Here is a 24,135-nt window from a genome sequence, read left to right as displayed (position 1 = left end):
CCTTGAGATGGACGAACACGCGGCGATCAGGCCTTGATGCAGGACGTGACCTTGGCGGCGGCGGTCGGCGCATTGACGAAGGCGTAACCCGTGCCCTTGCCGTCGGCACCCGCGCCCACGGTATTGACGCCGGCGTGCGCCGTGGAACCGTAGAGCGACGAGAACAGGCTCTGCACGGCGCCGACGTCGGCACCGTTGCCGGTGTTGTTGGCGATGAGGTTCGACACGGCGATGATCGGATACTGGTTCGCGATGTTCGCGTACGAGGCCGGGTTGACGATCAGCATGCAACCGGCGGCCGACGACGCACCGCCGGTCAGCGTAGCCAGGGCCGGCGTACCGTTGGCGTTCACGCCGGAGATGACGCGATCCGGCAGCACGGTGGTGGTGAAGCTGACGACGGCCGGCAGGTTCGCGTACGGGTCGAAACCGTTGACCTGCGCGACCTTGGTGGCGGTCAGGCCCGAGGTGTTCTTCAGGTTGCCCGCTTCGGCGTAGCCGATCGCACCGGCGTTGGCTTCGATGGCCGACACGACGCCCGTGTTGCCGCTCGCACCGATCGAACCGGTCGGCTGCGTGAACGCGGCGGCGACCACGGCGAACGACTGGTCGGTCACGAAGTGGCCGGTGGTGACGGCGCTGCCGCACACGGTGCTGAGGTGGTTGGCGAGCGAGAACGTCGTGCCGCTGCCGTCGCTGCGGAAGGCGAGCTTGAGGGCACGCGACGGCAGCGCGGCGGAACCCGACGGCAGGTTGCGGTCGGCGGCGGTGAGCTGGTTCCAGTTCGTCACCTGGCCGGCGAAGATGCGGCACACGGCGGCATCGGTCAGGTTCAGGCTGCTGGCATCCGGGTTGTTGTAGGCGATGGCGACCGAGCCCACGATGGCCGGAAACTGCACCGGCTGGGTGTTGGCGGTGTTCTTGCCGCCGCTGGTGAACCCGTTGAATTCCTGCTGCGACATCGGCGCGTCGCTGCCGGCGAAGTGCGGGTCGACCGGAGCGCCCGAGGCGGCGCCGAAGCCGCTCGTGGTGCCCGTGCAGGCACCGGTGGCACCGATGAGCACCACCGAACCGTCGAAGTGGTCGAAGATCTTCTTGCCGTTGCCGCTGCCGGTCTGGCAATACGACACGCTGTTGCCGGTGGTGGAGGCCCAATGACCGATCAGCGAATCGGTAGCGACCGTCGCGGCACCGGAAGACGTCGAGGACACGTTGCTGGAGAAGATCTTCGCCGGCGAGGAAGCGACGAAGTTCCAACCCATGTAACCACCGGCCGGCAGCGTGGCGCCGCCGCCGTACACGTTGGTGGCCATCGCGGCACCGGTGGCCGACAGGCCGAGGCTCAGCAGGACTGCACCAGCAACGAGCTTGGCGCGGGTAGCGTTACGCTTGAACATGGTATTACCCCTAGTCGATAGACCTCCATCTGGAGGCCTGTCGATTATTCGTGGCGCAGTTGTCCCGGCAGTGACGCAGGCGTGTCTCCCGACATGCCAGAACGATGACAGCGTTAACGTGGGATCGACCGTTTCGCGTTAACCGTGGGTGATGCGGCGATGACATGGAAGATGATGCCGACATGACCGTCCCCGTCGGCATCACTTCGTGCATCAGGCTACTGCATGCGAGAACGTTCCTCGGGCGTCAATCCGTCATTCCTGCCACGACGTACGACTTGCACCGGTCCATTCGGATCGTAACCGACGCCTCGCCTCGTTCCGTCGATGCTCGCGCTCGGATCGCCGCCCAGCACCTGCACGGAGATGATCGACGGCATGCGGTCGCGCGCGTCGCTCTGCTGCTGACGCGCGACGTCCTCGGCGGCTTTCGTCGCCGCGCTCGCCGCCGAGCTGGCGGCATTGAGCGCGCCGACGTTGACCGATTGCACCACGGGCAGGCCGATCGACTCACCCTTGACCTGCACGTTGTCCGCGTTCGCGACGTGCGCCGCCGCCACCACGAGGTTGCCGGATACGCGAATGCCCGCATCGCCGGCGTCCACGGTGCCGCGCGGCGCCATCAGGTAGACCGAGCCTTCCGGCGCGCCGGCGACCGTCTGCAACGTCGCGATACCCGCGCCGGACACCTGTCCCGCCGCATCCTGCAGGCACCAGGCGTCGATCGTGCAGAGATAGCGCACGGGCGGTATCTCGCTGCTGGTCTTGGCCCCCTTGCCCGCATTGATGTCGCCGTTGGAACTCCAGATCGTCACGTCACCTCCCTGCTCGGTGAAGATGCGGCTCTGCGCCAGCAGCGTGCTGCCGTCGCCGAACATCGATACGTTGCCTCGTTGCAGCGTCAGGATGCCCTGCGTATTCGGTCCGGCAAGCACGTTGCCCCGCGGATCGACGATGACCGGCGGCGCCGAACTGCTGCCCAGCAAGGCCTCGCCTCCCGGAGCGAGGAGGGAGACGTCGCCGCCTCTCTGGGTCTGGATCGTGCTGCCGCGAATATCGAGATCGCCCGTGTGCACGAGTTGCCGGGCCCCGTTGCTGCCGCCGTCGAGCCCATTGGCGGTATACCCGAGCGACGCGGGGAACAGGGTGTTCAACGCGTCGTAACCGCGCACGTACTGTCCCGCGAACGGGCTGCTCGCGTCGCCATAGTCCTTGCCCACCTGGGCCAGCACGCGGAACAGCGTTTGCTGGACGAACACGGCCTTCGCCTCGCCGGGTAACGACTGGAATCGCGCCCAGGCTTCGTCGACGGTGTAGTCCGGTACGTGACGATCGGCGAGCAGGCCGGTATCCACCCCGAGGCCGGCGTCGTAGCCCTCGACGAAGGTCACCAGGGCCGCCGAACCGTCGTCGAGGCCCGCGGGTTTCGGGGCCGCCGGGTCGATGTAGCGGGCGATGAACGCGGCGGTGTCGATGCCCGGTGCCACGCCGTACGACGCCACGATGGATGCGCCCTGCCCCGAAAGATGCGGATTGAAGATATTTCCGACCGTATCGATACCCGTGTAGACGCCTTCGCCGGCGGGCGCGAGAAGCACGCTGAAGGGGATTTGCCCCTGATTGCCGTAGAAGTCGGTCTGCGAGGCCAGCCGGCCGAGGTCGCGGCCCGCTTGCACGGAGAGATAACCCGGACCCGCCTGGACGATCAGGGGCAGAACGTTGTTCGGCTGGTCGGCCGCGACGGGTGCACCGAGGGGCGTGTCGACGATGTCGCGTCCGGCCTTGATCACGGACATGTCCGAACCCCGGATCTGCTGGCCGACGTAGGCGAGATCGACGATGTCGCGCCCCGCTTCGATGCGAGCGGCCTTGTTGGGCATGAGGTATCCCGCCGCGACGCCGCCGCCCGTGCCGTTGGTGATGTCCCCTTGCAACGCATAGACGCGCACCGGGTCGGTGTCGTCGGCATGCCACGGCTCGGCCGCGTGGAAATACGCCTGGAACGCCGGATCGACCGACGTCGCGGTGCCGAACAGGTAGCCGGCGATGCGCGCTTGCGTCGCCACGCCGTTGGAGTCGTCGATCAACGGCGACAGGTTCAGCGGCGATGCCATGGAACCCAGCGGTGCATCGATGATGCCCCATGAACGCCGCGTGGCCTGCCCCCGGCCGGCGATGTCGAACGTGACGTTTCCTTGGGCGAGGAGGCTGAGATTGCCGTGGTCGGAGGGAAACAGCTCGCCGCTGGTCAGCAGGGACAGATCGCCCTGTGCGGCGGCGAAGTTGACCGTGGCCGGAAGGATGTCGCCCGCCGTGTCGGTGGCGGCGTTTCCCGAACTGGGGACGAGCCCCGGGGCGAACAGGGCGATGGGCGCCGTGAGGTCGCCGTAGGTCAAGTCGCCGGATAGCGCGCTGACGTCGATGCGCGAATCCGCCGAATACCCCTGGCCGTCCGCGTGGTGCGCGGGGAGCAATTCGGATACGCCGCGGGAGTCCAGCCACGACGGATCGAATATGCCGCCCAGTGACACCGATTCCCCCGCTTCGATGGAGAACTGGCTGTCCTGCATGGCGATCAGGGTGGATACGGGCATCGTCGCGGGTTGACCGGACGGCGTCGCGTAGCTCACCGAAAAATCGCTTCCGATCCGGCCACCGGCCTGGACATTGCCCTGGCCGCGGGCCACGAAGTAGCTGCCGCTGAGGATGTCGCCGCCGGCCGTTACGTCGAGGTCGCCGCCACCGTAGGTCTGGAGATGCGGCGCGCCGCTGGCGTCGGTGGAGATCGCCCAGGTGGTCGGCAGCGACACGGACAACTGACGGATATCGCCACCGGCCTGCACGCTGACGTCGCCGCCCGCGCTCATCAATCCCTGGTCGAACGCACCAAAGTTGATGGACGAACGTGTTTCGCTGTTGTTCGTCTGCATCCACTGCCACCAGTACTGCGCCGTGGGCGTACCCGGCGTGCCCGTCAGGTCGCCCGTCGTGTCGAGCATGTCCTGCCGTCCCACGATGTCGCGACCGGCGGATACGTCGAGATGGCCGGCGCCCTCCGGATTGACGGCGCCGGTCACCACCAGCTCGGTCGCCGCCGATGTGCTCAAGCCGTCGACCTCGGACGGCTTGAGGATCGAGGCCGTGCCGTCGGCCGTCGTTCCCGCCGCCGGCGCGCCGGCCGTGTAGACGGCGGCGGGCGCGCGTCCGTCCGACCAACGGACATCCGCTGCCGCCACGATGTCGATGTCGCCGGTGCCGGTGCGGATCACCGTGGGCGCCGCGAGCACGCGACGGGTGTCGGGATCGGCGTAGTCCGTATGGCCACCGAGCAGGACGGAACCGGCCGCACCGTTTACGGTCGCCGTGGGATCCGACGAGGTCACGTCCGCACCGGCGACCAGGCGATACGAGGTGCTACGTCCACCGGACACGTTGGCGCTCAGGATCGGCAGCGGGTTGTTCGTCACCGCACGCGGCGACGGACTGTTGTCGACTGGCGCGGGCGTCGCGGGAATGAGATCCAGTGTCGTGGGCGGCGCGGCCAGAGCCTCGAAGACGTCGGGGACGAACGCCGTATCGGCGAAATCCGTCAGGGTCGCCGATTCGATCAGATACGGCTTATAGGCGGCCAGATAGGCTGGATACTCCGCCAACGTCGTGGGCTTCGTCAAAGGCAAAGGGGCGCCGTCCACATGCTCGACCAGGGAAAAGCCGAGGCCGACACCGATGACGGCGGCAGGCGTCACCGGGTTGAAGTCGTTGCTCAGTTCAGGGATGACTTTGGCGAGGTAGTCACCATACGCGACGTATTGCCCGTAGTACTCGGCAATGGCCAGCGGGTCGCCGCTGGTGAAAACACCGGGTTCGCTGAAAAGTTGCGGTGCGTTGAGACCACCCGCATCCATCGCCGCCTGGAAACTCGCCTGCGCCTCGATCAAGCTCGCCAGCGGCGGAAGACCTCCCACGCCGCCCGCGCTGGCGTCCTGATAGAAACCGTCGGTGATGCTCGCCCGGATATCCAGGTTGCCCTCCGCCCGCAGGCTCACGATCGGAGCCTGGTCGCCGTAACGGTAGGCGAGATGGAGGGCACCCTCGGCATCCCGTGTTCCCGCGCCCAGGTTCCAGGGGGTGAGCACGGTGATATCGCCGCCGTTCGTGCCGGCATCGCCGTTGCGCAGTTCGATGCCCGGCTGCACGTCGAGCGCGGGTGCCACGCCATGCAGGCGGGATTCGAACGCGAAACCGGGATGCTCGATGTAGCCCATCAACGTGCCGGGACCGTTCCCCGCATCACCGTCGGCGTAACCGTAGAACGACGCATGCGCCCGATCGAGGTTGTCGGGCGTGAAACGATATCGGGCGAGATAGTCGGCGACCTGTGCGGGATCCGCCGGATCCGGTCCGGCGACGGCGTTACCCGCGTCGTCCTTGAACGTGCCCGCCACGAGCACGGGCCGGCCCGTCACCGGATCGGACGTAAACCATCCCGCGGCATCGACCAGGCCGTCGAAGTGCTTCGCGGGATCGCTCGACGCATCGCGCGTGTCCCACACCGCATACGCTTCGAGCGACGGTTCGCGCGAATGCGACAAGTCGGTTCCGGCGGCGATATCCACAGGTACGTCGCCGTCGACGAGCAACGGTGCGCGCAGGTACAGCTTTCCGTCGGCGGCGGTTCCGTCCTGCCGGATGCGTGCGCCGCTTCCGATGCGGATATGTCCGGCGTCGGCTCGCTGGACTTCTTGATAGCCGTAGGACGCCACGACGTGCCCATCGCCGATGCCGCTCGTTCCGATGGCGATATCGCCGCCGTCGTGGTTCGGATCGGAGGCGCTGGTGTTCAGTCCGCCGTCGATGTCGACGCCCGTGGCGCCGAACAGGGTGATCTTTCCGCCGAAGGTGCCGGACGCGTCGATATCGCCCGCGATATCGACGTCGCCGCCATCCGCCGTGAGGCGCACCAGGTGCGAACGCAAGGTCTGCCCTTTCGCCAGGGTGAGATCGCCCTCGCGGGTATGGATGGACACCGATCCGTTCAGGCCGCCGTCTCCGGCGAGCGCCGCGACGGAGCCCAGGTCGATGGCTCCCATCGCATCCACCGAGAGCACCCCGCCCAGGTAACCCTCCGCGGCGCGGCCCACGAGCGTGCCGCCCAACGTGACGTTGCCGCGTTGCGCAATGACGTCCAGCGTGCCGGCCCTGCCGCCGCCCGTCGAGCCGCTGACGTCGAGCAGCGACCCCGCCGAGGCGGTGACGCTTCCCGCATCGGCCTCCAACACGATCGTGCCGCCCGGCACGGACACGTTCACGTCATGGAAGGGCAACGATGCGCCGCCGACGTCGACGTTCGCCCCGCGGTCGAGGCGAACGTCACCCTGCGTCGCGTGCAACGCGATTCTACCTCCGGGCGCCATGAGCGCGGTGGAGACATCGATCGATCCGCCTTGCAGGGCGATCTTGCCGGCGACGTCCGCGGACGGTGCCGCCGCGCCGCCGTCGGTGAGCAGATGCATCGCGCCGCTCGTGTCGAGCACGTTATCGGATCCGGATTCGGCCACGATGCGAGGCGTGACGACGTCGACCGAGGCCGTACCGAGGTCGATCGAGCCGACGCCCGATGCGTACACGCCGTCGGAGGCATGGGCCGAGAAACCGGAGAAGCCCGACAACGTGCTGTCTCCCGACCCCAGGTGCACCTGCCTTGCGTCGATCTGCAGCACGCCATCGCCCGAATGGGCGGTGGCGCGTGAGGCCCCGGTGTCGTTCGAGATCGTCAACGAATCGGCGGAGAGCGTGGCATGCCCTCCCTCGCTGCCGATCGTCGGCGCGCTGAGGGTGATGGCGTTCGACGCCGAAAGCGCGACGTCGCCGATGAAGTCGATCGCCTGGCGCCCACGCAGGATCGTTTCGTCGCCATGGGAAAGCTGCGCGAGGATACGTGGACCGATCAGGAGGCTACCCGCCTGATCCTGCGGCGACGGGTTCGTGGCCGTCAGGCCGATGCGACCGGCGGTGACGTCGATGGCGGGCGCATCGAGCACGGCGTCCGCCGATAGCGAGGTCGTGCCCGTCGCGTCCAGCGTGATCCCCCCGGAGGATTCGATCCGCGCTCCCGATCCGATCGAGAGATGCCCGCCCGGCGTGCCGGCGGGGCCGTCCAGACCGGTCACGTCGGCGCGGACGATCGGCGTCGTGGCCTGGCCGGAGACGCGCAACAGCGCACCGTCGCCGCTCACGCCGGCCGACGCGTCGCCGGGCATGCGCCCGATGAGCAAGGGCGTCGAAGGCGCATCGTCCGCCACGGTCGCCTTGACGACGCTGCCGTCCCCCAGCGTCACGCCGCCATCGCCGTTCGCGACGAGCACGATTTCGCTGCCCTGGAGTGGATGGGACGCGTCGTTGGAAAGCACGACGTCGATGGCCAGCACGTCGATCCGGTCGCCCTCCCCGGTGCTCTCGCGCTTGCCGCCGATAAGCAGGCTGCCGGCGCCCAGCGACGACAGTTCGTCCGCCGATACGTGCAGGTATCCGTCGAGCCCGGGCGCATCGCCGCCCGTGACCTGGATCGCGTCGCCCGAGATGTCCACCTGCGAAGCGCGCCCGCCCTTCGCCGGCGTCGCGTCGAGCGTCGCGCCAAGCGACAGCGCCGCCGTAGCGGCGATGGTGAGCCGACCGGCGTCCGCACCGAGCCGAGGCGTGGTGCCGCCGTCCTTGGCGGCCTTGGACGTGAAGAAGGCCGCTGCTGACGTCAGCGAATACTCCGAGTACTGATTCCACGTGGGGGCCGACTGCACGATGAAGGAACGGTTCCGCGCTTCGCGTGAACCGGTCAGGGTATCGGTGAAATAACCGCTGACGATGTGGCTTCCATCCGGGGCCGTGACGGATGCGCCCATGACCGCATCGGTCACCGCCGTGTCCTGTACCACGCGATACGCGCCCGGAAGCGTCGCGTAGCGCGCCGGAAGCAGCGTGTAGACCCCATCGGGCAGCCCCGGCATGCCGGCCAGGTACACCGCCTGCCCTATCTGCGGACCCGCTCCCGCACCGAGTTCCAGGGCCACGTCGTGGGCGGACACCGGTGCGTCGTATCCCGGCAGGATCGCGTAGACCGGCCTGCCGTCCGCGTACAGGGATTTCGGCTCACCCTGCTGCGATGTCGAATAGTCGGTATAGGTCTGCGCCAGCACGTCGCGGGTGCCTCCCGTTCCCGGGATCCATTCCACGGCCTGCAGGTCGCCGCCGCCGGAAAGGTCGACGGTCGCTCCCGCGTCGACGGCCACGGCATCGCCCACGATCGACACCGACTTTTCAGGCGGACGATCGACGAGGGGTTGCTGTTGTCCGTCCTGGTTCTCGTAGTGCCAGTCCTTTCCGTCCTGGGTCGTACCGTAAGGCAATACCGCGCCGGCCAGCGACACCGAGGTCAGGCTTCCCGGCGCGAGATGGACATCCTTGGTGGACGCGAGCGGCATCGAGGCATCCAGCCCCAGCGCCGTTCTCGTGGCCTCCGGATCGTCGGTGCCGAGAACGATGGACCCCGACGGCACCCAGAGCGTGCCTTCCTGATCGATACGATCGGCGACCACCGCCAGCGTGCCACCGGCGGACAGGGGCGTGGAAGCATCGTGCCGATCGGCCTGGTGGAAGGTAACCGTGGTGTCGGACGACGGACGGGCCGCGTTGATGAGGAAGGCGTAATGCGTCATCGGATACAGGCGGCTGGCGGTGAACTCCAGGTCGCCCGCGCCGTTCAGCCAGCCCGTCTGGTTCACTCCGGGATCGTCCGTGGGCAACGTGAAGCGCACGTCGCCCCGCGAGTCGAACGAGGCATGCTCGAACCCGAGCAGGTTGAGTCGGCCGCCGATATCGATGACGTCGGCATCGACGTCGAGCGTGGCCTGGCCCGCCGTCGCTCCCGGTCGCGTATCGGCCGGCGCACCCAACAGCGCGACATAAGATGCCTTGAGGCTGACCGCGCTCCCTTGCGACGCCGCGCCGTCGGCCGATGCCGTGCGCGAGCCGGCGTCGATCGAGGCCAGCCCCGTCGTACGTAGCTGGATGCTCCTCGCCGTGTCGATCGACACGTCGCCGGCGAAGGTCACGAGGAGGTTGCGGTATCCGGCTTCGGGCGTATCGCTACCGGGAAGCGCCTGGCCAAGATAAAGGTCGTCGATGCCGGAGCCGGCGAGACGATCGACCGCGAAACGCAGGTCGCCGCCATCGCGCTCGTCGAGGCTGTCGACGGCGAAGGGATCGCTGTCCCGCGGCAAGCGCCACCCGCTCTGGACGAGGATCAACTCCCCGTCGCGAACCGGTCGCAACGTATCCACCTGGGACGAAATCGCCAGGCTTCCGCCACGGGCCTGGGCCGCACCGCCGTGCGCATCGATGCTGCCGTCGAAGTAGAGCCCCGTGCCGGACTGGATGTCCAGCGAGCCCGCGTCGCTCCATACCGGCGTCGCCACCAGGGACGTGTCGGCCACGGCGTGGCCATCGGCGTCGGCGGGAAGGTCGTAGGTGTCGCTCGCACCGGACAACGCCACCCGTGCCCCGCGCTCCGCGACGACATCCTGCCGGGAATAGAGTTCGACGGTGCCACCGTCCAGCACGGTGCCGTTGCGTGCCGGGACATCGGCGGTTCCGCTGCGTGGAATCGCGCCCGCCGCGGGATCGCGCAGGGATATCCCGCCGGCATCCAGTTCGCTGTGGGCACCCAGCCACACACTGCTGTTGACCGGAAGATTGAACCGGGCCAGCGCATCGAGGTTATGCAGGGCTATCTTGCCGCCGGGTGCGACGAGGACACCGTCCACGACCACGTTGCCGCTTCCCGTCAGGGCGATCGTGCCGCCCGCATCCACGCCGATGCGGGCGCCCTCGCCGACGGTCACGCTGCCGGTGACGCCCTTCAGTCCCTGGCCGATCCAGTCCAGGTACGTGCCCGCCTGTAACGACAGGCCGTCGTCGGCGCCTCGGTGCAGGTAACGGAAGTACGCGTCCACGTACCCTGTCGTCGCCACATCACCCGTCCCTTCCGCGCCAAGCAGGTGTTCGCGACTGCCCACGCCGCGCAAGGCCGAGAGGTCCGCGACCATCGCCCGCGGTTTCACGACGACTTGCGCACCGGGTGCGACCGTGGCGTCGGTGTCGGCGATGAGGCTGTACCTGGCGAAACCCAGTGAGGAGAACATCGACGGATCGAGATAGAGCAGCGCCACGTCGGGAGTCGCCTCGGCCGCGCCACCGATCTGGATCCGCGGTGCGTGCAAGGTGAGCGTGCCGCCACCGTCGAATCCTTCGGCGATCAGCGTCCCGCCGAGGTCGATTCGCCCGCCCAGGAGATCGTCAGGCATGCCCGCGCTTCGATACGACAGGATCGGGCCGTCGACATGGGTCTGGATGGCGACGTCGCCGCCACGTCCCCGCGGCAGGTTGCCGTCCATCGACAACGATCCATCCGCCCCGGCGTAACCGCCACCCGATACGTCGATGATCGACCCCGGTGCCAGCGTGATGTCCGGGGTGATGTCGACCGATTCGCTACCCCTGCTCGTCAGGCCGGTGAGCGACACGCTACCGCCGTCGATCCAATGGTCTCCCTGCAGCGAGTCGGCCGCGCGTCCGGCGTCGTTCACCCACAGACCGCTGGCATCCAGCCGACCGTGTTCTCCCACCGACAGGAAGGACGGAACGGATTCCTGCTGGTTCGCGTTGCTCGCGCGAGCGGAGAGGTGGATGGCGCCACCGTGAGAGGTGACGGTGCCGTCCACTTCCACCGACGTCGCCGTGATATCGACCTCGCCGCCATCGGCGACGTGGAGATCCGCGCCGTCCTTCACCAGCACCGTTCCCGCCGTGGATACGCGAACCTTGCGGAAGCCCGCGTTGTCGATCATCGCGGTCGACAGGCTATGCCACCACAAGGGATTGCCCGGATCGGACGGATCGCCTCCCCGCTCCGGCAAGGGATCGTCGGCGCCGAAGTCGGGCTTGTAGCTTTCCAGCGGCACCTTCTCGGACTGGATCACGACATTGACGGAGTTGGCTCGGCTCACGCCCTGGAAGGTGTTGAACGACGCGATATCGACGACGTCGATATCCAGGGAACCGGCCAATGGTTCGTTGCCTCCACGCACCTGCTCGCGTCCGGCATAGGCATGGGCGCTGACGTCGCCATCAAGGATCAGGTCGAACGTCCTGTCGACGTTGCCTTCCTGGCCGAACGACAGCGTGCCCGCGTCGCCCCCGCGGATGAATCCCGGGTCCCAGCGCTTCATGTTGGCGAGCAACGGGCTCGCATAGGTTTCGGTGACGCCCCACCGTGCGTGGTCCTGAGTGTAGACACCGGCGAAGCCGGCGTACGGAACGTCGGGATCCGCCGAAGCGATGTCGTATACCAGGCCGTTGGCCGCCTGCAGCCGCGGCGTGGAGATATAGCCGGGCAGATAATGGAGGAAGCCACCCTCCAGGCGCAGTTGCGCGCCGGTCCGGATGATCGCGCTGTTCCGGAAAGCGATGTTGCCCGACCGTATCATCAGCTCGTCGACCGTTCGCGGCACGTTGTTCACGTAACCCGCCACGTTGAGGATCGGGCTGCCGACCCAATCCAGTCCGTCCGCCCGGGTGCCCGACGCGGTGCTGTCGATGGTCACGTCCTTGGCCGAGAACAGGAAGCTGTCGCGCAGCAACGGCGAGTTCGCCAACTCGTTGAGACCGATACGCGGGATGGTCACCAACAGGGCGGACATGGGCAGCGTGACGTTCGCCAGGCCGGACACGTCGATCGTGGCACCGCCGTCGACGTACGTGTCGCGCGCGAACGTCACGTTGCCCGCCGGCACTTCCATCAACGAGCCCGGGCTCAACCGGGCATAGACGTTCACGTCGACCCGGCTGGTCACGAAGGCCGCGTCGGCTTCCGGCGTCGAGGTGGTGGTCTCGCCGTCCTTCTCCGGCAGGATCGTCGTGACCGAGCCCCCGCCGAACGCGACCGACGGCTTCAGGCTGCCGCTGCTGCCTTCATCCATCTCGATGCTGCCGGGATGACTGAGGCTGGTGGAGGAGACCAGCACGCCGTCCTGGTGCATCTCTTCGCCCAACCATTGGATCCGGCCGCGGCGAGCCTGGACGAGGCCGGTGTTTTCGATGACCCCATCGGTGGTTGCGGCCCCCCTGACCGCCTGCACGTTCAACTGGCTGCCGTTGGAGGTCGGTGCCATCGCCACGATCCGTGCCGCCGCCATGATCGCCTGGCCGTCGTCGGCGACGATCTGGCCGGCCTGCGTGATGGACGGCGCCGCGATCAAGACGAACCCGTCCTTCGACGTGGTGATGGAGGCACCTCGTCCGACGGTCACGGCGCCTCGGGCAGTGCTCGCGTCGCGCGAATCGCCGTTATCGGTGAGAAACCCGGTGACGGTTCCGCCGTTGCCCAGGATCTGCTCGGGATCGGTGGTGCTTCCGATACCGTATTTCAGGAAGAACGCGTTGCTTTTCGACACGTCGCGCGTGAAGAGATCGAGGGAGCTCGCGATCAGCGAGTGCGTGTTCACCTGTGCCCCGCCGCCGAAGACCATGCCATTGCGGTTCAGCAGGTAGACGGTGCCCTCGGCCTTTATCTGGCCGAGTATCCGGCTCGGATCGCCCGACGGATCGTTGATGCGGTTCAGCGCGACCCACTGGTTGCCGCCGTCGCCCTGCGTACCGCCCGTCTGGTCGAAGTGCACCGTGGTATGCCGCCCCACGTTGAACGACTCCCAGGTCATGATCGCCTTGGACGCCGTCTGCTTGATCTCGACGTCGGTGCGGCCACCGGCCACCGACTGGGTCGGCGCGTTGGCGTTCTGCCATAGCGACGGATCGGTACCCACGCCCCCGGCGACCTTGAGGCCGCCATCGCCCAGGCCGTCGGGTATGTTCGATGACAGCGGCTGCGCGGAGGCCTGCGCCGCCTTCTGCGCGCTCATTTGCGCGGCGACGGCCTGAGCCGCGGCGTTGAGGTTGGCGATCGATTGCTGCACGCGCTGCTGCATCAGCACGTTGGCGGGCGTGAAGACGTTACCGCCGTTACCGCCCTGCCCCGCGCCCGGGGCGGGCGGCGTCTGCGCGGCACCGACCTGCTTGCCGGCGATCCATGCCTGGCTGAACGTCGGCGGCGTGCCCGCGTGCGCGACGCCGCCGAACAGGGCCAGTGCGATGAACTGGCACATCGTGCGCCGACGAAGCGTGGGACGCGACACGGACGCGTCGGAGCGGCGGGAGGCGGAAGCGTGGGTAGGTGCGATCATGACAGGCCTCGAAAAAGCAGGATGCGGCTTCACGCGCCGCTATGTCGTGTGGCGGCGATCACGGGGCGTTCCCGCCCGCGAAGTCACCCGTCATCGTCGCCACTTCATCGTTCAGTTCGGGTAGCGAGGCGAGCTCCCTGAGCTCGTCGTCGCCCAGTTCACGCAACACCGCGCGAATCGCCGATCGGCGACCGTCGTGGAGCCACGCGTTGAGCACGCTCGCGATCGCACGGATCGTGGGCAGCGCCGTTTCGTCCAGTTGCGGCTTGCGGTGCCGGAGACGATCCGTCACCGCGTAATTCACGCGTGAGCCGAGGAAGGCGGACGACTCTCCCAGCAGCGTTTCCAGTGCCGCGCTCGAGCAACGGTCCATCAACAGGTCGGCCTGCCTGCCCTGTCGCGCGGCGTACAGCTGCCGCAGCATTTCGGCCAGGGCATGCAGGCAGGTCATGCCGCGCGTCCTTGCGTCGACGCGCGCACGCGCCTGGGAACGACGCGGCATTGGCGTGCGGCACTCGGGCGTGCCGTCGATGTCATGGTCCGAAAACACGGCAGGTCCCGTTGCTCCACGCCGACGACGGAAAGAGACATCCCTGTCCATGGCGGTTTCCTCTACAGTCCGTTGCGCCCAACCACTGGGCTGAAAAGTCCGGGCTCATGGCGAAGCGGACGCCTGGCCCGCACGGGGGTCGAAACGCTGCTCATAGAGGCGATCGCCGAACGACTGCGCCGCGTTCTCCAGCTTCACCCTCGCCTTGGCGGCGAACGGCTGGCGCGACGCGAAGACGTCGCCGGCATCGATGTTCTCGTAGGCGGCGATCACCTCCTGGCCTACCCGATACATCCGCACGTTGCGCGCGGTACAGGCATCGACCTGCCCTTTCGCGGTGTCCAGTTCCTTCGCGAGGCGGTCCCGCTCGGCCTGTGCCGAACGAAGGGCCGTCACCGACGATTCGGCATCCGACCTGTCGCGCTGCAGGCTGGCTTCCGCCGCTTCGCGGCGTTGGCGTTCCGCCGCCAGGGCGCGGCTCGCCTCGGGCGATACGCCGGGCGCTTTCCTCGCCGACGCCTGCGCCGCTTCCGCCGTCTGCCTGGCCGCGTCCCGATCCTTCTCCAGGGCCGCTTTTTCGGCCGCCCATTGCGCCTGTTGCGACTGCAGGTCCTGCAACTGCCGGCGGGTGTCGCGCAACTGGTCGCGCAGACGGCTCTCGAGGCTGGCGGTCTGCGCGAACGCGGCCGGTGCGATCGACAGCAGCACGAGAACGATGAGGGTGCGTTTCATGGCGCCTCCTTAGAACCGGGCATTCATTTCGAGCTGGAACACGTCGATCGACAGCGGCGGACCGAACACTTCCCTGGCGTTGAAGTAACGCGCGCTCAGCCACGCGTACTTCGTGATGCCGTAGCTTCCGCCGAGGATGAAACCCTTGGCGTTGGTGCCGCCCAGGTGGAAGTCGGGATCGGCCAGACCGTCGAGCGTGGCGTCGGGCTGGAGGTACTTGTAGGCCAGCATCACGTTCCAGTCGCCGGCCGCATGGGGGTTCACGTCACCCAGCGTGGCGCGGAACATCCAGCCCACCGGTCCGCTCTTGTACGGAGCGTCGGCGGCGTCTCCCGCATCGAAGTTGTTCGCCACCCGCCCCAGGTGCTCGGGCGAATACACGTCACGGCTGTGATAGGCCATGTTGCGGACGTAATCGCCTTCCAGGCGAAGCGGCGTGTCGGCCACCTTCATGTCGAGCTGGGTGGTCGCGTTGGCCACGTGGTAGTCGTATACCAGGCCCACGAATTGCGGCTGCGCGTAGTTGGTGGGATTGTTGGGGTCCGGCACGATGTCGCGGAGCAGGAACACCGTATTGCCCTTCTGCATGTACGCCGAGCGCGTGGCATCGGTGTCGCAGATGGTCTGGCCCAGGTAGATCGAGCACGGCGAAGACAGCTTGCCCTGCATGTGATCGAAGCGGTAGTAGGCCAAGGCCAGTTTCCAGACGATGTCATCGTCGAACTTCCAGCTTCCGCCGACCTGGGCGCCGGTCATCCACTTGTCGCGGCTGGCCTGCTTGGTGGGGATGTTCGACGGAAAGTCGTCGGCCTGGTATTCGATCGGGAACATGCCGACCGTGGCGAAGGTGCCCAACGAGTCGTTCACCGGCACGGTGAACTTGCCGGCGAGGCCGTCGAAATTCAGCTCGTTGGCGTACAGGAGGTCGGTACTCATGAACGGGTTCGGCATGCGGCCGCCGATGACTTCCGCCCAGTCGGTCGGCTTCCATGCCAACCACGCCTGGTCGAGCCAGACGTTTTTCTTCACCAGGCCGCCGCCGAGCGTCTGCGTGGTGGAAACTGGGTTGTTGTCGTCGCCCGTACCGATGCGGATGCCCGCCGTCACCGTGTCGCCGAGATCGACGTTCACCCCCAGGCGCGCGCGGATGCGCAGCGAATTGGTCCGGTTTTCGTTCGTGTTGAGCAACGGCGGCAGGTTGACGTTATTGCCGCTGATGTCGTACGGCCCCGTGCGGTTGAGCTGCGCGAAGTTGATGGCCGGCAGGTTGCCCTTGTCGAAGTAGTGGAATTCGTCGCGGAAGCGCATGTCGCCGGTCCACTGGATGCGGTCGAGCCACTCGGGCAACTTGCCCGGCTCGGCCCAGTGCTCTTCCTTGGCCTGGGCCACCACTTCCTGGCGCAGTTCGTCCTTGATCTGGTTGCGTACGACCTCGGGCACGTAGGTAACGCGCACTTCGCCCGGCTTGGCGGGGGCGGCGTTGGCGGTGCCCTCCTGTTTCCGGGCCTGCGCCGCTTCGGCATCGGCCTGGGCGATGAGCCCGTCGGCATCGGCCTGGGTGAGCACGCCGCGTTTGACCAGCAGGCGCACGAGGTTGATGGTGGCGTTGTCCGACGGCGCGGACTGCGCGGTCGCGGTGCCGGCGCAGAGCGCGAGGCCGATGGTCAGGGCCAGCAGGGCGCGCGCGGGACGAGGGCGGGCCTTTCCGAGGGTCATGCAAACTCTCCGGGTATGCGAAAGATGTGTCATGGCGGTCGTCATGCGGGGCGCTTGCCGCGGATGGAGACACGCACGGGGAAGCCGAGCGACGGCGGCGGCGTCACGTCGATGCGGGGCATCGCGCGCAGCACGTCGAGCACGGCTTCGTCGGTTCGGGGATTGCCGCTGGATTCGGTGAGCTCGGCGCGGCTGAGCTTGCCGTCGGTGTCGAGCCAGATATCGGCATGCACGTCGAACACCAGGTGGCTGGTGCGGTCGTCGCGCTGCAACGCCTGCTGGATCGCGTAACCGAGGTACTGGCCGTAGCTGCCCGTGCCCGTGCCGGTGCCGCCGCCGGAGCCGACCATGCCGCCGCCGGAACCGGCGCCGATGTTGAATGCGTCGCCACCCGCCTGGGCGTCGGCGTTCATCGTGACCTGCCTGGCCACGTCGTTCGTGGGCTTGGGTGCATCGACCGGCTTCTGCGGCTGATCCATGGGCTTTTCGTCGACGGGCTTGGGCGCTTCGGTCTTCCTCGGCTCCGGCGGCTTTTCCTTGGGCGGCGGAGGCGGTGGCGGCAACGGCGTGATCGTCGCCACGCGCGGCGCCTCGCGGCGCACGCCGACGCGGTGGGTCGCGAGGTTCCAGACCAGCGCGGCGATCGCGACGAGCACCGCGACGCCGATCGCCTTGCCGAGCCAGCGACGGGAGTGTTTGGGGCTCACGCGCTTAGTCCTTCGGCGCCTTGCCGGTCACCAGGCCGACCTGCGGCAGGTCGACGCGACGCAGCAGGTCGAGGATGTCCATCACCTTCTGGTACTGGACCGTCGAATCGCCCTTCACCACCACCGGAAAATCCGGGTTGAGCGCCTTCAGCGAGCGCAGGCGGCTTTCCAGTTCCGGCAACGTCACCGGATAGGCGTCGAGGAAGATCTGCCCGGTCTCCGATACGGTGATGGCCTTGGTCTGCGGCTTGGCCATGCTCACCGCGGCCGACGCCTTGGGCAGGTTCACCTTGATGCCCTGCACCGACGCGGTGGTCATGATGATGAAGATCACGAGCAACACGTACGCCAGGTCGAGCATCGGCGTGATGTTGATGTCGTCGTACGGCTTGTCGTCGTCCTGGGCGCGCATGATCCGGACCTCAGGCCGCGACGGCCGACGGGTGGGCGGTGACGCGCTGCTGTTCGGCCAGGCGGGTCACGAACTCATCGACGAACACCTGCATGTTCGCGGTGACGTTCTTGTTGCGGATCAGCAGGTAGTTGTAGCCGAACAGCGCGGGAATCGCGACGAACAGGCCGGCGACGGTGGCCAGCAACGCGGCCGCGATACCCGGCGCGATGGCGTTGACGTTGACGTCGCCCGCGGCGGCGATGGCCGCGAAGGTGATCATCACGCCGACCACCGTACCGAGCAGGCCGAGGAAGGGGCCGCCCGAGATCGCGATGGTCAGCATCACCATCGACTTGGCGAGGCTCTGGTTCTCGCGCACCAGGGTGGCATCCATCGTGGCGCGGATGGCCTCGATGGATTCCGACGCGATGTGATCGTGGCCGTCGCCGTCGCGGCGGCTCCACACCTCGGCGGCGCCCACCTTATAGAGACGATAGAGCGACGAATCCTTCAGGCGCGAGGCGGTCGGGTCCTTCGACAGCGCGAGGATGTTGCGGCCCTGCTGGCGGAACGCTTCGAGGAAGTCGTCGTTGGCGTCGCTGACCCGGTTCACGTACGAGGCGCGCTGCCACATCACGATCCAGGAGATCGCCGCCATGATCAGCAGGATGCCGATCACCACCCAGGCATCCATGGTGACCGACTTGACGATGATGCCGAAGTAACCGAAACCGACGCCCGACTGCTTCTCGTCGGTGCCGTAGGCGAGCAGCTTCGACTCGGCGCCCTGTGACTGGGCATCGAGCGCGACCAGGGCGACCGGGCGGGCGATGCGCGACAGGCGCACTTCGTCGATCTGGCCCAGGAACGGCACGAAGGCATCGGCCTGGCCCGGCGCGTCGCCGCCCAGGGTGGCCTGGCTGGTCAGCGCGGGCAACCCGGTGTCGAGTTTGGCGTAGGGGCGGCCATTGACGTAGAGCTGCACCTCGGTCGCCGTGGCGGTCACCGCGAGGTGTACCCATGCGGCGGCGGCGACCGGCTCGCCGGCGGCGCTGGTCGCGTCGCCCACCTGCACGAAGGGTACGCCGCCGTCGAAGCCGACCAGGAACTTCGCGTCGGCCTGGCGGCGCGAGTAGACGATCGCGGAGCCTCCGGGAAGCGCGTCGAGCTTCACCCAGGCGCTGAAGGTGAAGGTGCCGCCCTCGGCGACGTTCATTGCGACGCTGCCCGGCAGGTTCACGACCTTGGTGCCGTCGAAGCGTGCGGCCTTGCCGATCACGCCATCCACGGTGGCGATGTCGTTGCCCACCGCGTTATTGCCATAGGCCGTCGCATCATGCGGCGGCGTGCCGGCGGCATCCTCGAAGTGGTAGACGGCGGCATAGTCGGCGTCGAACACCGCGGCGCCCTTGTCCCCGCCCTGCGCCTTCGGATTGCCGTAATACATCCATATCTGCTGCTGCGCATCGGCGCCCAGTTGCGGCACATCCACCCAGATCAGGGCCACGCCCAGCACGGGATCGAAGCTCTCGATCTGGTAGTTGAGCGGCGTCTTGTCGTCCGAGGCGACGAAGCGCACGTCGGCGCCGGTTTCGGACACGCCGTCGAAGCTGAAGTTGCCCGAATGCAGGCGGATCAGCACCGGCGTGCGGCCCACGTCCGCGTTCACGTTCGCGCCTTTCGCGGTGGTATCGAGGGTGATGGCCTTGCGGAAGGCGAAATCCTGGTTCCACCAGGATGCGTCGGCGGCGTGCGCCAGCGGCACGGCACCGACGAGCAGCAAGCAGGTCAGGAACAAGAGTCGTTTCACGGTGTTAACCCCTGGGTATCTGTGGTCCGACCTGCCGGTCAGAAATCGGCCTTGAGTGAAAAATGGATGCGGGTGTCGTGCGCCTTGGTGGCTTGGCCGTCGTTGAACGGATAGGCCACTTCGAACGCGCCGGTCGCGATATTGAAAATCGTGAAGCGCGTGCCGAGGCCCACGCTGGAAAGGTCGTAACGGGTGACGCGCGTGCTGCCCGCGTCGGGGTTCTTCGGATCGACCAGCTGCGGCAGCGCGTTCATGAGCGCCAGGTGCGCCGCGTCGACGAAGGCATGGAACCGCCAGTCGTTCACCCAACCGCCGATGCGCGAGGCGATCGACGGCGAACGGAATTCGACCGAGCCGATCACGCCGTGGTCGGCGGTTTCTTCCGCTTCCAGGTATCCGCGCACCGTGCTGTCGCCACCGGCCGCGTACTGCTCGCTGGACACGAGGGAGGACGTGGACAACTGAAGCCCCAGCCGGCCGGCCAGGCTGAACCCGTCATCGAAGGTATGCGTGTGGCCGCCGTCGAACTTCACGTAGAAAAAGTTCTGCCGCGCCTTGTAGCGCTGGTTGTCGAATTCGGCCGAGGTGCTTCCTCCCGCGCGGAAACCGGCCACGGCGGCCACCGACACCGTGCTCGCCGATGTCTCGCCGATCGACTGGCCCGTATACGTGACCGACAACGGGATGTAGGTGATGGGTGCCTTGGAAGTCTGGCCGCCGAGGCTGATGTTCTGGTCGAAGTGCTTGCGCGTAAGCCCCAGCGACAGCGACTGCGAATACTCGCCGTGCGTCGGCAGGTTGCGGATGAAGCTGAAGCCGAAGGCGTGACCCTTGCCCAGCACCGTGGTGCCGCCCACCGCGTTGGCATTGCTGTTGGACGTGTATGCCGAAGCGAGCACGCTCCAGGCGTTATCGAGCGGAACCAGGTACGACCCGGCCCAGACTTCGGCGGCATCGCGATCCTGCGGTGCGACGATGTAGGTGAGCGAGGCGGCCTGTCCCTTCTGGAACAGGTTGTCGTTGCGCACGCTGGCCACGGTGCGCAGTTCCGGCGTGTTCACGCTGTGGTCGTTGTTCGCCTCGATGCTGGCGTGCCAGGGCGAGCTGTCGGTGACCTTCAGCGTCACGTCCATCGTTTGCGGAAGGCTGCCCGGCGCGAGCACCGGAATCACCTGCGCGCCGCCGCGCCCGTTCACTTCGGTGAGCTGCTGCTGGGCCTTTCCGAAGTCGGGCACCTGGCCTTCGGCGAGCGCGGGCACCGCGTCCCGGATGGCCTTGGGAGAGCGATAGGTAGCGCCTTCGACCCTCACGTGACCGACGGCGTTTTCCGTGACCTGGAGCCGAATCACCCCGCCCTTCACCTGCTGCCGGGGAATGTCGACCACCACGCTCTGGTAGCCCTTCGCCTGATAGGCCTTTTGCAAGGCGTCGCGCGCGGCGCCGACGTCGTTCATCGACTTGCCCGGCCCCAGGAACGGATAGACGGCCGTTTCGATGTCGAGCGCCTGCAGCGTGGTGTTGCCGTCGACGACGTATTCGTTCACGTCGAACGATGGCGGTGCCTCCTGGGCCGACACATCCGGCACGAAGACGAACGCGACGGCCAGCGCGAGAGCGCGCATGCTCCGCGAGGTCGTGACACGCATCATGCGCGCACCCGTACTGCTCGTGTAGCCACTGAGACCTTCCCCTGTCGAACCGTTGCCCACAAGACGCGCGGACCCGGGTGGCACTGAACCGTTGTCACGAAAAATTCATCGTCCCGGCGGTTCCGGCCGACGGGTGGATTAGCTCAGCAAGACCCAGCCGCCCGGAAGGCGCGTCACGTGCGCGCCGTAGGCGTCCTTGATGAGGGTGGCGACATCGGCCATCTGGTCGAGGGTGAAGCGCGCATGCACGCGACGCTCGCCGAGGTCGGGATCGGTGATCAGGATGCGGCCCGGACGATAGCGATTGATGTCGGCGACCACGTCGGACAAAGGCAGGTTGTCGTAGATGAGTACGCGGCTACGCCATGCCAGTGCCGTCTCGGGGTTCACCGCCACGGGCGCGGCGATACCGGCATCGTCGAACGCGACCTGCTGCGAAGGCTTCACCCGCGTCGTTTCCACGCCACGCACGAGCACGGCCTGTCCGTCGAGGCAAGTGACCGCCGAACGGCCGTCCACGCAGCGCACGGCGAACGATGCGCCCGGTGCCGACACCACGCGCGCGTCGTCCATCTCGACCACGAAGGGATCGGTGCGCGACGGGGCGATGCGCACCACCGCCTCGCCCTCGCGCAGGCGCATGCCCGTGACCTCGCCCGCGCTCGAACGCAGGCCGATGTCGGTGTTCGTATTCATCTCCAGGGCCACGCCCCGGCCGACTTCCACGTGCTTCTGCTCGCCGATCGCCGTGCGCAGTCCCCGGTCGCCGGAGGCATCGCCCAGCGGAAAGCCGTGGCGCGCGAGAACGACGGCAGCGACCGACGCCGCGACCGCCGTGGCGAGAAAGGCACGGCGTCCCATGCGCACCTCGTGGCGCGGAGGCGCGCGCTCGCCGCGTTCGCCGCGTTCGCGAACGCTACGCCGATGTACCAGGGCAGGCCCGATGTCTTCCCACATCTGCCGCATGCGCGCGAACGCCTGCGCATGCTGTGGGCTGGCCAGGCACCAGCGGCGGAAGGCCTCGCCGTCCTCGCGCGTGGCCGTGCCGGACGTCAGGTGCACGAGCCATGCCCGTGCCTGGCGCTCGCTCTCGTGGATCGTCGTCGTGTCCATACCGGTCATGACGATCCACCGGCGCCCGGACCGAACCGCTGAACGGACTTACGTCCCACTTTTTCGGCACAGATGTCCAACGCCCTCTTCAGTTCCTTGCCGACCATGCGAAGGGAGATGCCGAAGCGATCGGCGATATCGGCTTGCGGCTGTTCGTCGACGCGCGCGGCCATGAGGATCTCCCGCTGTCGACGGGTGAGCGAATCCATGGCGTCGGCGAGGGCCACGAGGTCCTGGCGCGAAGCGAGCACGGTCGGCGGATCGAGCGTGTCGTCGATGCCGTGGATCAGATCGTTGACTTCGTCGCCGGTGAGCAGGCGTCCCTGCGAACGATGGTGGTCCACGGCCATGTTCAGCGCCATGCGGAACAGATAGCCCGTGGGATGCTCGGCGCGCTCCTCGGAACGATCGAGCTTTTCCACGCGCAGGAAGGTCTCCTGCATCACGTCGTCGGCGAGGTCGTCCGAGCGGAGCCGGCGGCGCAAGCGCCGGCGGAAGTTTTCGTAGTTGTCGACGAACACGCCGAGGAGGGTCGTATCCATGGAGGTCATCCTTCGTCTCCGCAGGGTGTCGAGGACGACGGACGGATCAGCACGGTCACGGGACCGAAACGGGACGTCACCCCCGGAAGCCGCTTGCCGCGCAGGGCGGCGACCACGTCGCCGTCACGCCTGGGATCGTCGGACGCGGCCAGCGGGAACACCTGGGACACCGCGCCCTGCTCGTCCGTCCACAACTGCATGGCCAGGCGGTAGCGCCCCGGCCGCGTCGTCCGATGCGCGCAGAGCGCCCGCTCGATGGCGCGCTGGACCTCGGCGGCCATGCGCTCGTCGAGTTCGGGACGAGCGTCGTCGGGCGAGGGGCCATCCCCCGTGGCATCCGGCGTATCGACGGCCGTGACGGTAAAAGCGTTCATCGAGGAAAACCGGGCCTCGAGGCCGGTTCCGATAAGCAGGATGCGCAGCGCGTCGCGAGGTTCCGTCGTGCCGTGGATGCCCTGCGTTTCACGCTGCGCCACGAGAGCATCATCGAAGAGCACGGCGATGCCGGTCGCTTCGCTGAAGCCGCGCAAGGCACCGGCGAGCGGTTGTGCATCGATGTCGAAGCGCGTCGGTGCATGCGTCTCTTCCGTCCCCCGTGGCGTTGCCGTCGAAGCCCCGTCCTGTGCACGGCAGATGGCCGCGCCGAGCAGGACGACGCACGCGACGAACGCGATGACGCTGCGTGCCACGGTCGTACCTCGCGCGGGAGCGGTAACGGGACTCGTCTTGAGCGAAGGCTAGGGTCGCCAAATGACGCAATGGCGCACTTTTCATGACAACCTTCGTGACCGCGACATGACATGTCACGTGTAACGTTCCCAACCCTTGGCGTGCGCCACAATCCGCCCCTCGGTCGCCCAGGGAACAGAAGCATGCGTATTCGGCAAATGTGGATCGGTATCCCGCTCGCCCTTTCGGCCGGTTACGCCACGGCCCAGCAAGCGATCGAATTGCCCGCCATTCACGCATCGGCGGACGCCGGATGCGTGGAGCCGTCACGAGCCGGAAGCGCCGGCGGCGCCCTGTCCTATGCCTGCCTCAACGCCGTGGTGGCGGCCCCGGCACCCACGGCACCTGCCGTCCCGGGAATGGACCTGACGAAACAGGCGACCAACACCCTGGGGCTGTACAACGCCAGTGGCCTGCGCAACCGGATGGGGCCGAACCTGGGCACCTCCGCGCAGCCCTATCGACCGAAGCCGACTTACGCTTCCCCGCTTCTGAGTCGATAAGAC

Annotated in this window: 13 protein-coding genes; 1 reads left to right on the top strand and 12 read right to left on the bottom strand. The window is 67.4% G+C overall.

Going from position 1 to position 24,135, the window contains the following annotated elements; all coding sequences use genetic code 11:
* Positions 1-26 precede the first annotated feature (26 nt).
* From L2Y94_RS09215 to L2Y94_RS09160, 12 genes are all read right to left on the bottom strand, one after another.
* Positions 27-1,397, bottom strand: coding sequence for a substrate-binding domain-containing protein (locus L2Y94_RS09215; protein WP_247374555.1), 1,371 nt, complete (start codon positions 1,395-1,397; stop codon positions 27-29).
* A 218-nt stretch (positions 1,398-1,615) separates the two neighbouring features.
* Positions 1,616-13,687, bottom strand: a complete 12,072-nt coding sequence (locus L2Y94_RS09210; RefSeq protein ID WP_247374552.1) for a filamentous haemagglutinin family protein — start codon at positions 13,685-13,687, stop codon at positions 1,616-1,618.
* A gap of 58 nt (positions 13,688-13,745) precedes the next feature.
* The gene (locus L2Y94_RS09205; RefSeq protein ID WP_247374550.1) at positions 13,746-14,138 is read right to left on the bottom strand and encodes a hypothetical protein; all 393 of its coding nucleotides are present in this window, start codon (positions 14,136-14,138) and stop codon (positions 13,746-13,748) included.
* 204 nt (positions 14,139-14,342) lie between these two features.
* The gene (locus tag L2Y94_RS09200) at positions 14,343-14,969 is read right to left on the bottom strand and encodes a hypothetical protein (RefSeq protein ID WP_247374547.1); all 627 of its coding nucleotides are present in this window, start codon (positions 14,967-14,969) and stop codon (positions 14,343-14,345) included.
* Positions 14,970-14,978: 9 nt separating this feature from the next.
* Positions 14,979-16,685 carry a putative porin gene (locus tag L2Y94_RS09195; RefSeq protein WP_247374546.1) on the bottom strand — a complete coding sequence of 569 codons (1,707 nt, stop codon included), beginning with the start codon at positions 16,683-16,685 and terminating at the stop codon, positions 14,979-14,981.
* 41 nt (positions 16,686-16,726) lie between these two features.
* Positions 16,727-17,392 (bottom strand): energy transducer TonB family protein, encoded by a 666-nt coding sequence (locus L2Y94_RS09190; protein WP_247374544.1) that lies wholly within the window; start codon positions 17,390-17,392, stop codon positions 16,727-16,729.
* Between the two features lie 4 nt (positions 17,393-17,396).
* A complete protein-coding gene (locus L2Y94_RS09185; protein ID WP_247374543.1) occupies positions 17,397-17,804 on the bottom strand; it encodes an ExbD/TolR family protein in 408 nt (135 codons plus the stop codon).
* A 10-nt stretch (positions 17,805-17,814) separates the two neighbouring features.
* Entirely contained in the window at positions 17,815-19,596 is a 1,782-nt protein-coding gene (locus L2Y94_RS09180; protein ID WP_247374541.1) for a DUF2341 domain-containing protein, read from the bottom strand.
* 38 nt (positions 19,597-19,634) lie between these two features.
* Positions 19,635-21,245 (bottom strand): ShlB/FhaC/HecB family hemolysin secretion/activation protein, encoded by a 1,611-nt coding sequence (locus tag L2Y94_RS09175; RefSeq protein WP_247374539.1) that lies wholly within the window; start codon positions 21,243-21,245, stop codon positions 19,635-19,637.
* A 138-nt stretch (positions 21,246-21,383) separates the two neighbouring features.
* Positions 21,384-22,367, bottom strand: a complete 984-nt coding sequence (locus L2Y94_RS09170; protein ID WP_247374537.1) for a FecR family protein — start codon at positions 22,365-22,367, stop codon at positions 21,384-21,386.
* Complete coding sequence (locus L2Y94_RS09165; RefSeq protein ID WP_247374535.1) at positions 22,364-22,900, bottom strand: RNA polymerase sigma factor; 537 nt, start codon at positions 22,898-22,900, stop codon at positions 22,364-22,366. The genes L2Y94_RS09170 and L2Y94_RS09165 overlap by 4 nt, the downstream gene beginning before the upstream one ends.
* Positions 22,901-22,905: 5 nt before the next feature.
* The gene (locus L2Y94_RS09160; RefSeq protein WP_247374534.1) at positions 22,906-23,589 is read right to left on the bottom strand and encodes an STN domain-containing protein; all 684 of its coding nucleotides are present in this window, start codon (positions 23,587-23,589) and stop codon (positions 22,906-22,908) included.
* Between the two features lie 183 nt (positions 23,590-23,772).
* On the opposite strand from L2Y94_RS09160, the gene L2Y94_RS09155 reads away from it, so the two are divergent.
* Positions 23,773-24,132 carry a hypothetical protein gene (locus L2Y94_RS09155; protein WP_247374532.1) on the top strand — a complete coding sequence of 120 codons (360 nt, stop codon included), beginning with the start codon at positions 23,773-23,775 and terminating at the stop codon, positions 24,130-24,132.
* Positions 24,133-24,135: the final 3 nt, after the last annotated feature.

The organism is Luteibacter aegosomatis (genome assembly GCF_023078455.1).
GTDB lineage: Bacteria > Pseudomonadota > Gammaproteobacteria > Xanthomonadales > Rhodanobacteraceae > Luteibacter > Luteibacter aegosomatis.
This window is presented reverse-complemented; position numbering and strand designations above follow the sequence as displayed.

Coding starts and splice junctions, on each gene's coding strand:
- L2Y94_RS09155 (WP_247374532.1), top strand. CDS start 23,773: ATGCGTATTCGGCAAATGTGGATCGGTATCCCGCTCGCCCTTTCGGCC.
- L2Y94_RS09200 (WP_247374547.1), bottom strand. CDS start 14,969: ATGAAACGCACCCTCATCGTTCTCGTGCTGCTGTCGATCGCACCGGCC.
- L2Y94_RS09205 (WP_247374550.1), bottom strand. CDS start 14,138: ATGACCTGCCTGCATGCCCTGGCCGAAATGCTGCGGCAGCTGTACGCC.
- L2Y94_RS09165 (WP_247374535.1), bottom strand. CDS start 22,900: ATGGATACGACCCTCCTCGGCGTGTTCGTCGACAACTACGAAAACTTC.
- L2Y94_RS09195 (WP_247374546.1), bottom strand. CDS start 16,685: ATGACCCTCGGAAAGGCCCGCCCTCGTCCCGCGCGCGCCCTGCTGGCC.
- L2Y94_RS09170 (WP_247374537.1), bottom strand. CDS start 22,367: ATGACCGGTATGGACACGACGACGATCCACGAGAGCGAGCGCCAGGCA.
- L2Y94_RS09210 (WP_247374552.1), bottom strand. CDS start 13,687: ATGATCGCACCTACCCACGCTTCCGCCTCCCGCCGCTCCGACGCGTCC.
- L2Y94_RS09185 (WP_247374543.1), bottom strand. CDS start 17,804: ATGCGCGCCCAGGACGACGACAAGCCGTACGACGACATCAACATCACG.
- L2Y94_RS09175 (WP_247374539.1), bottom strand. CDS start 21,245: ATGATGCGTGTCACGACCTCGCGGAGCATGCGCGCTCTCGCGCTGGCC.
- L2Y94_RS09215 (WP_247374555.1), bottom strand. CDS start 1,397: ATGTTCAAGCGTAACGCTACCCGCGCCAAGCTCGTTGCTGGTGCAGTC.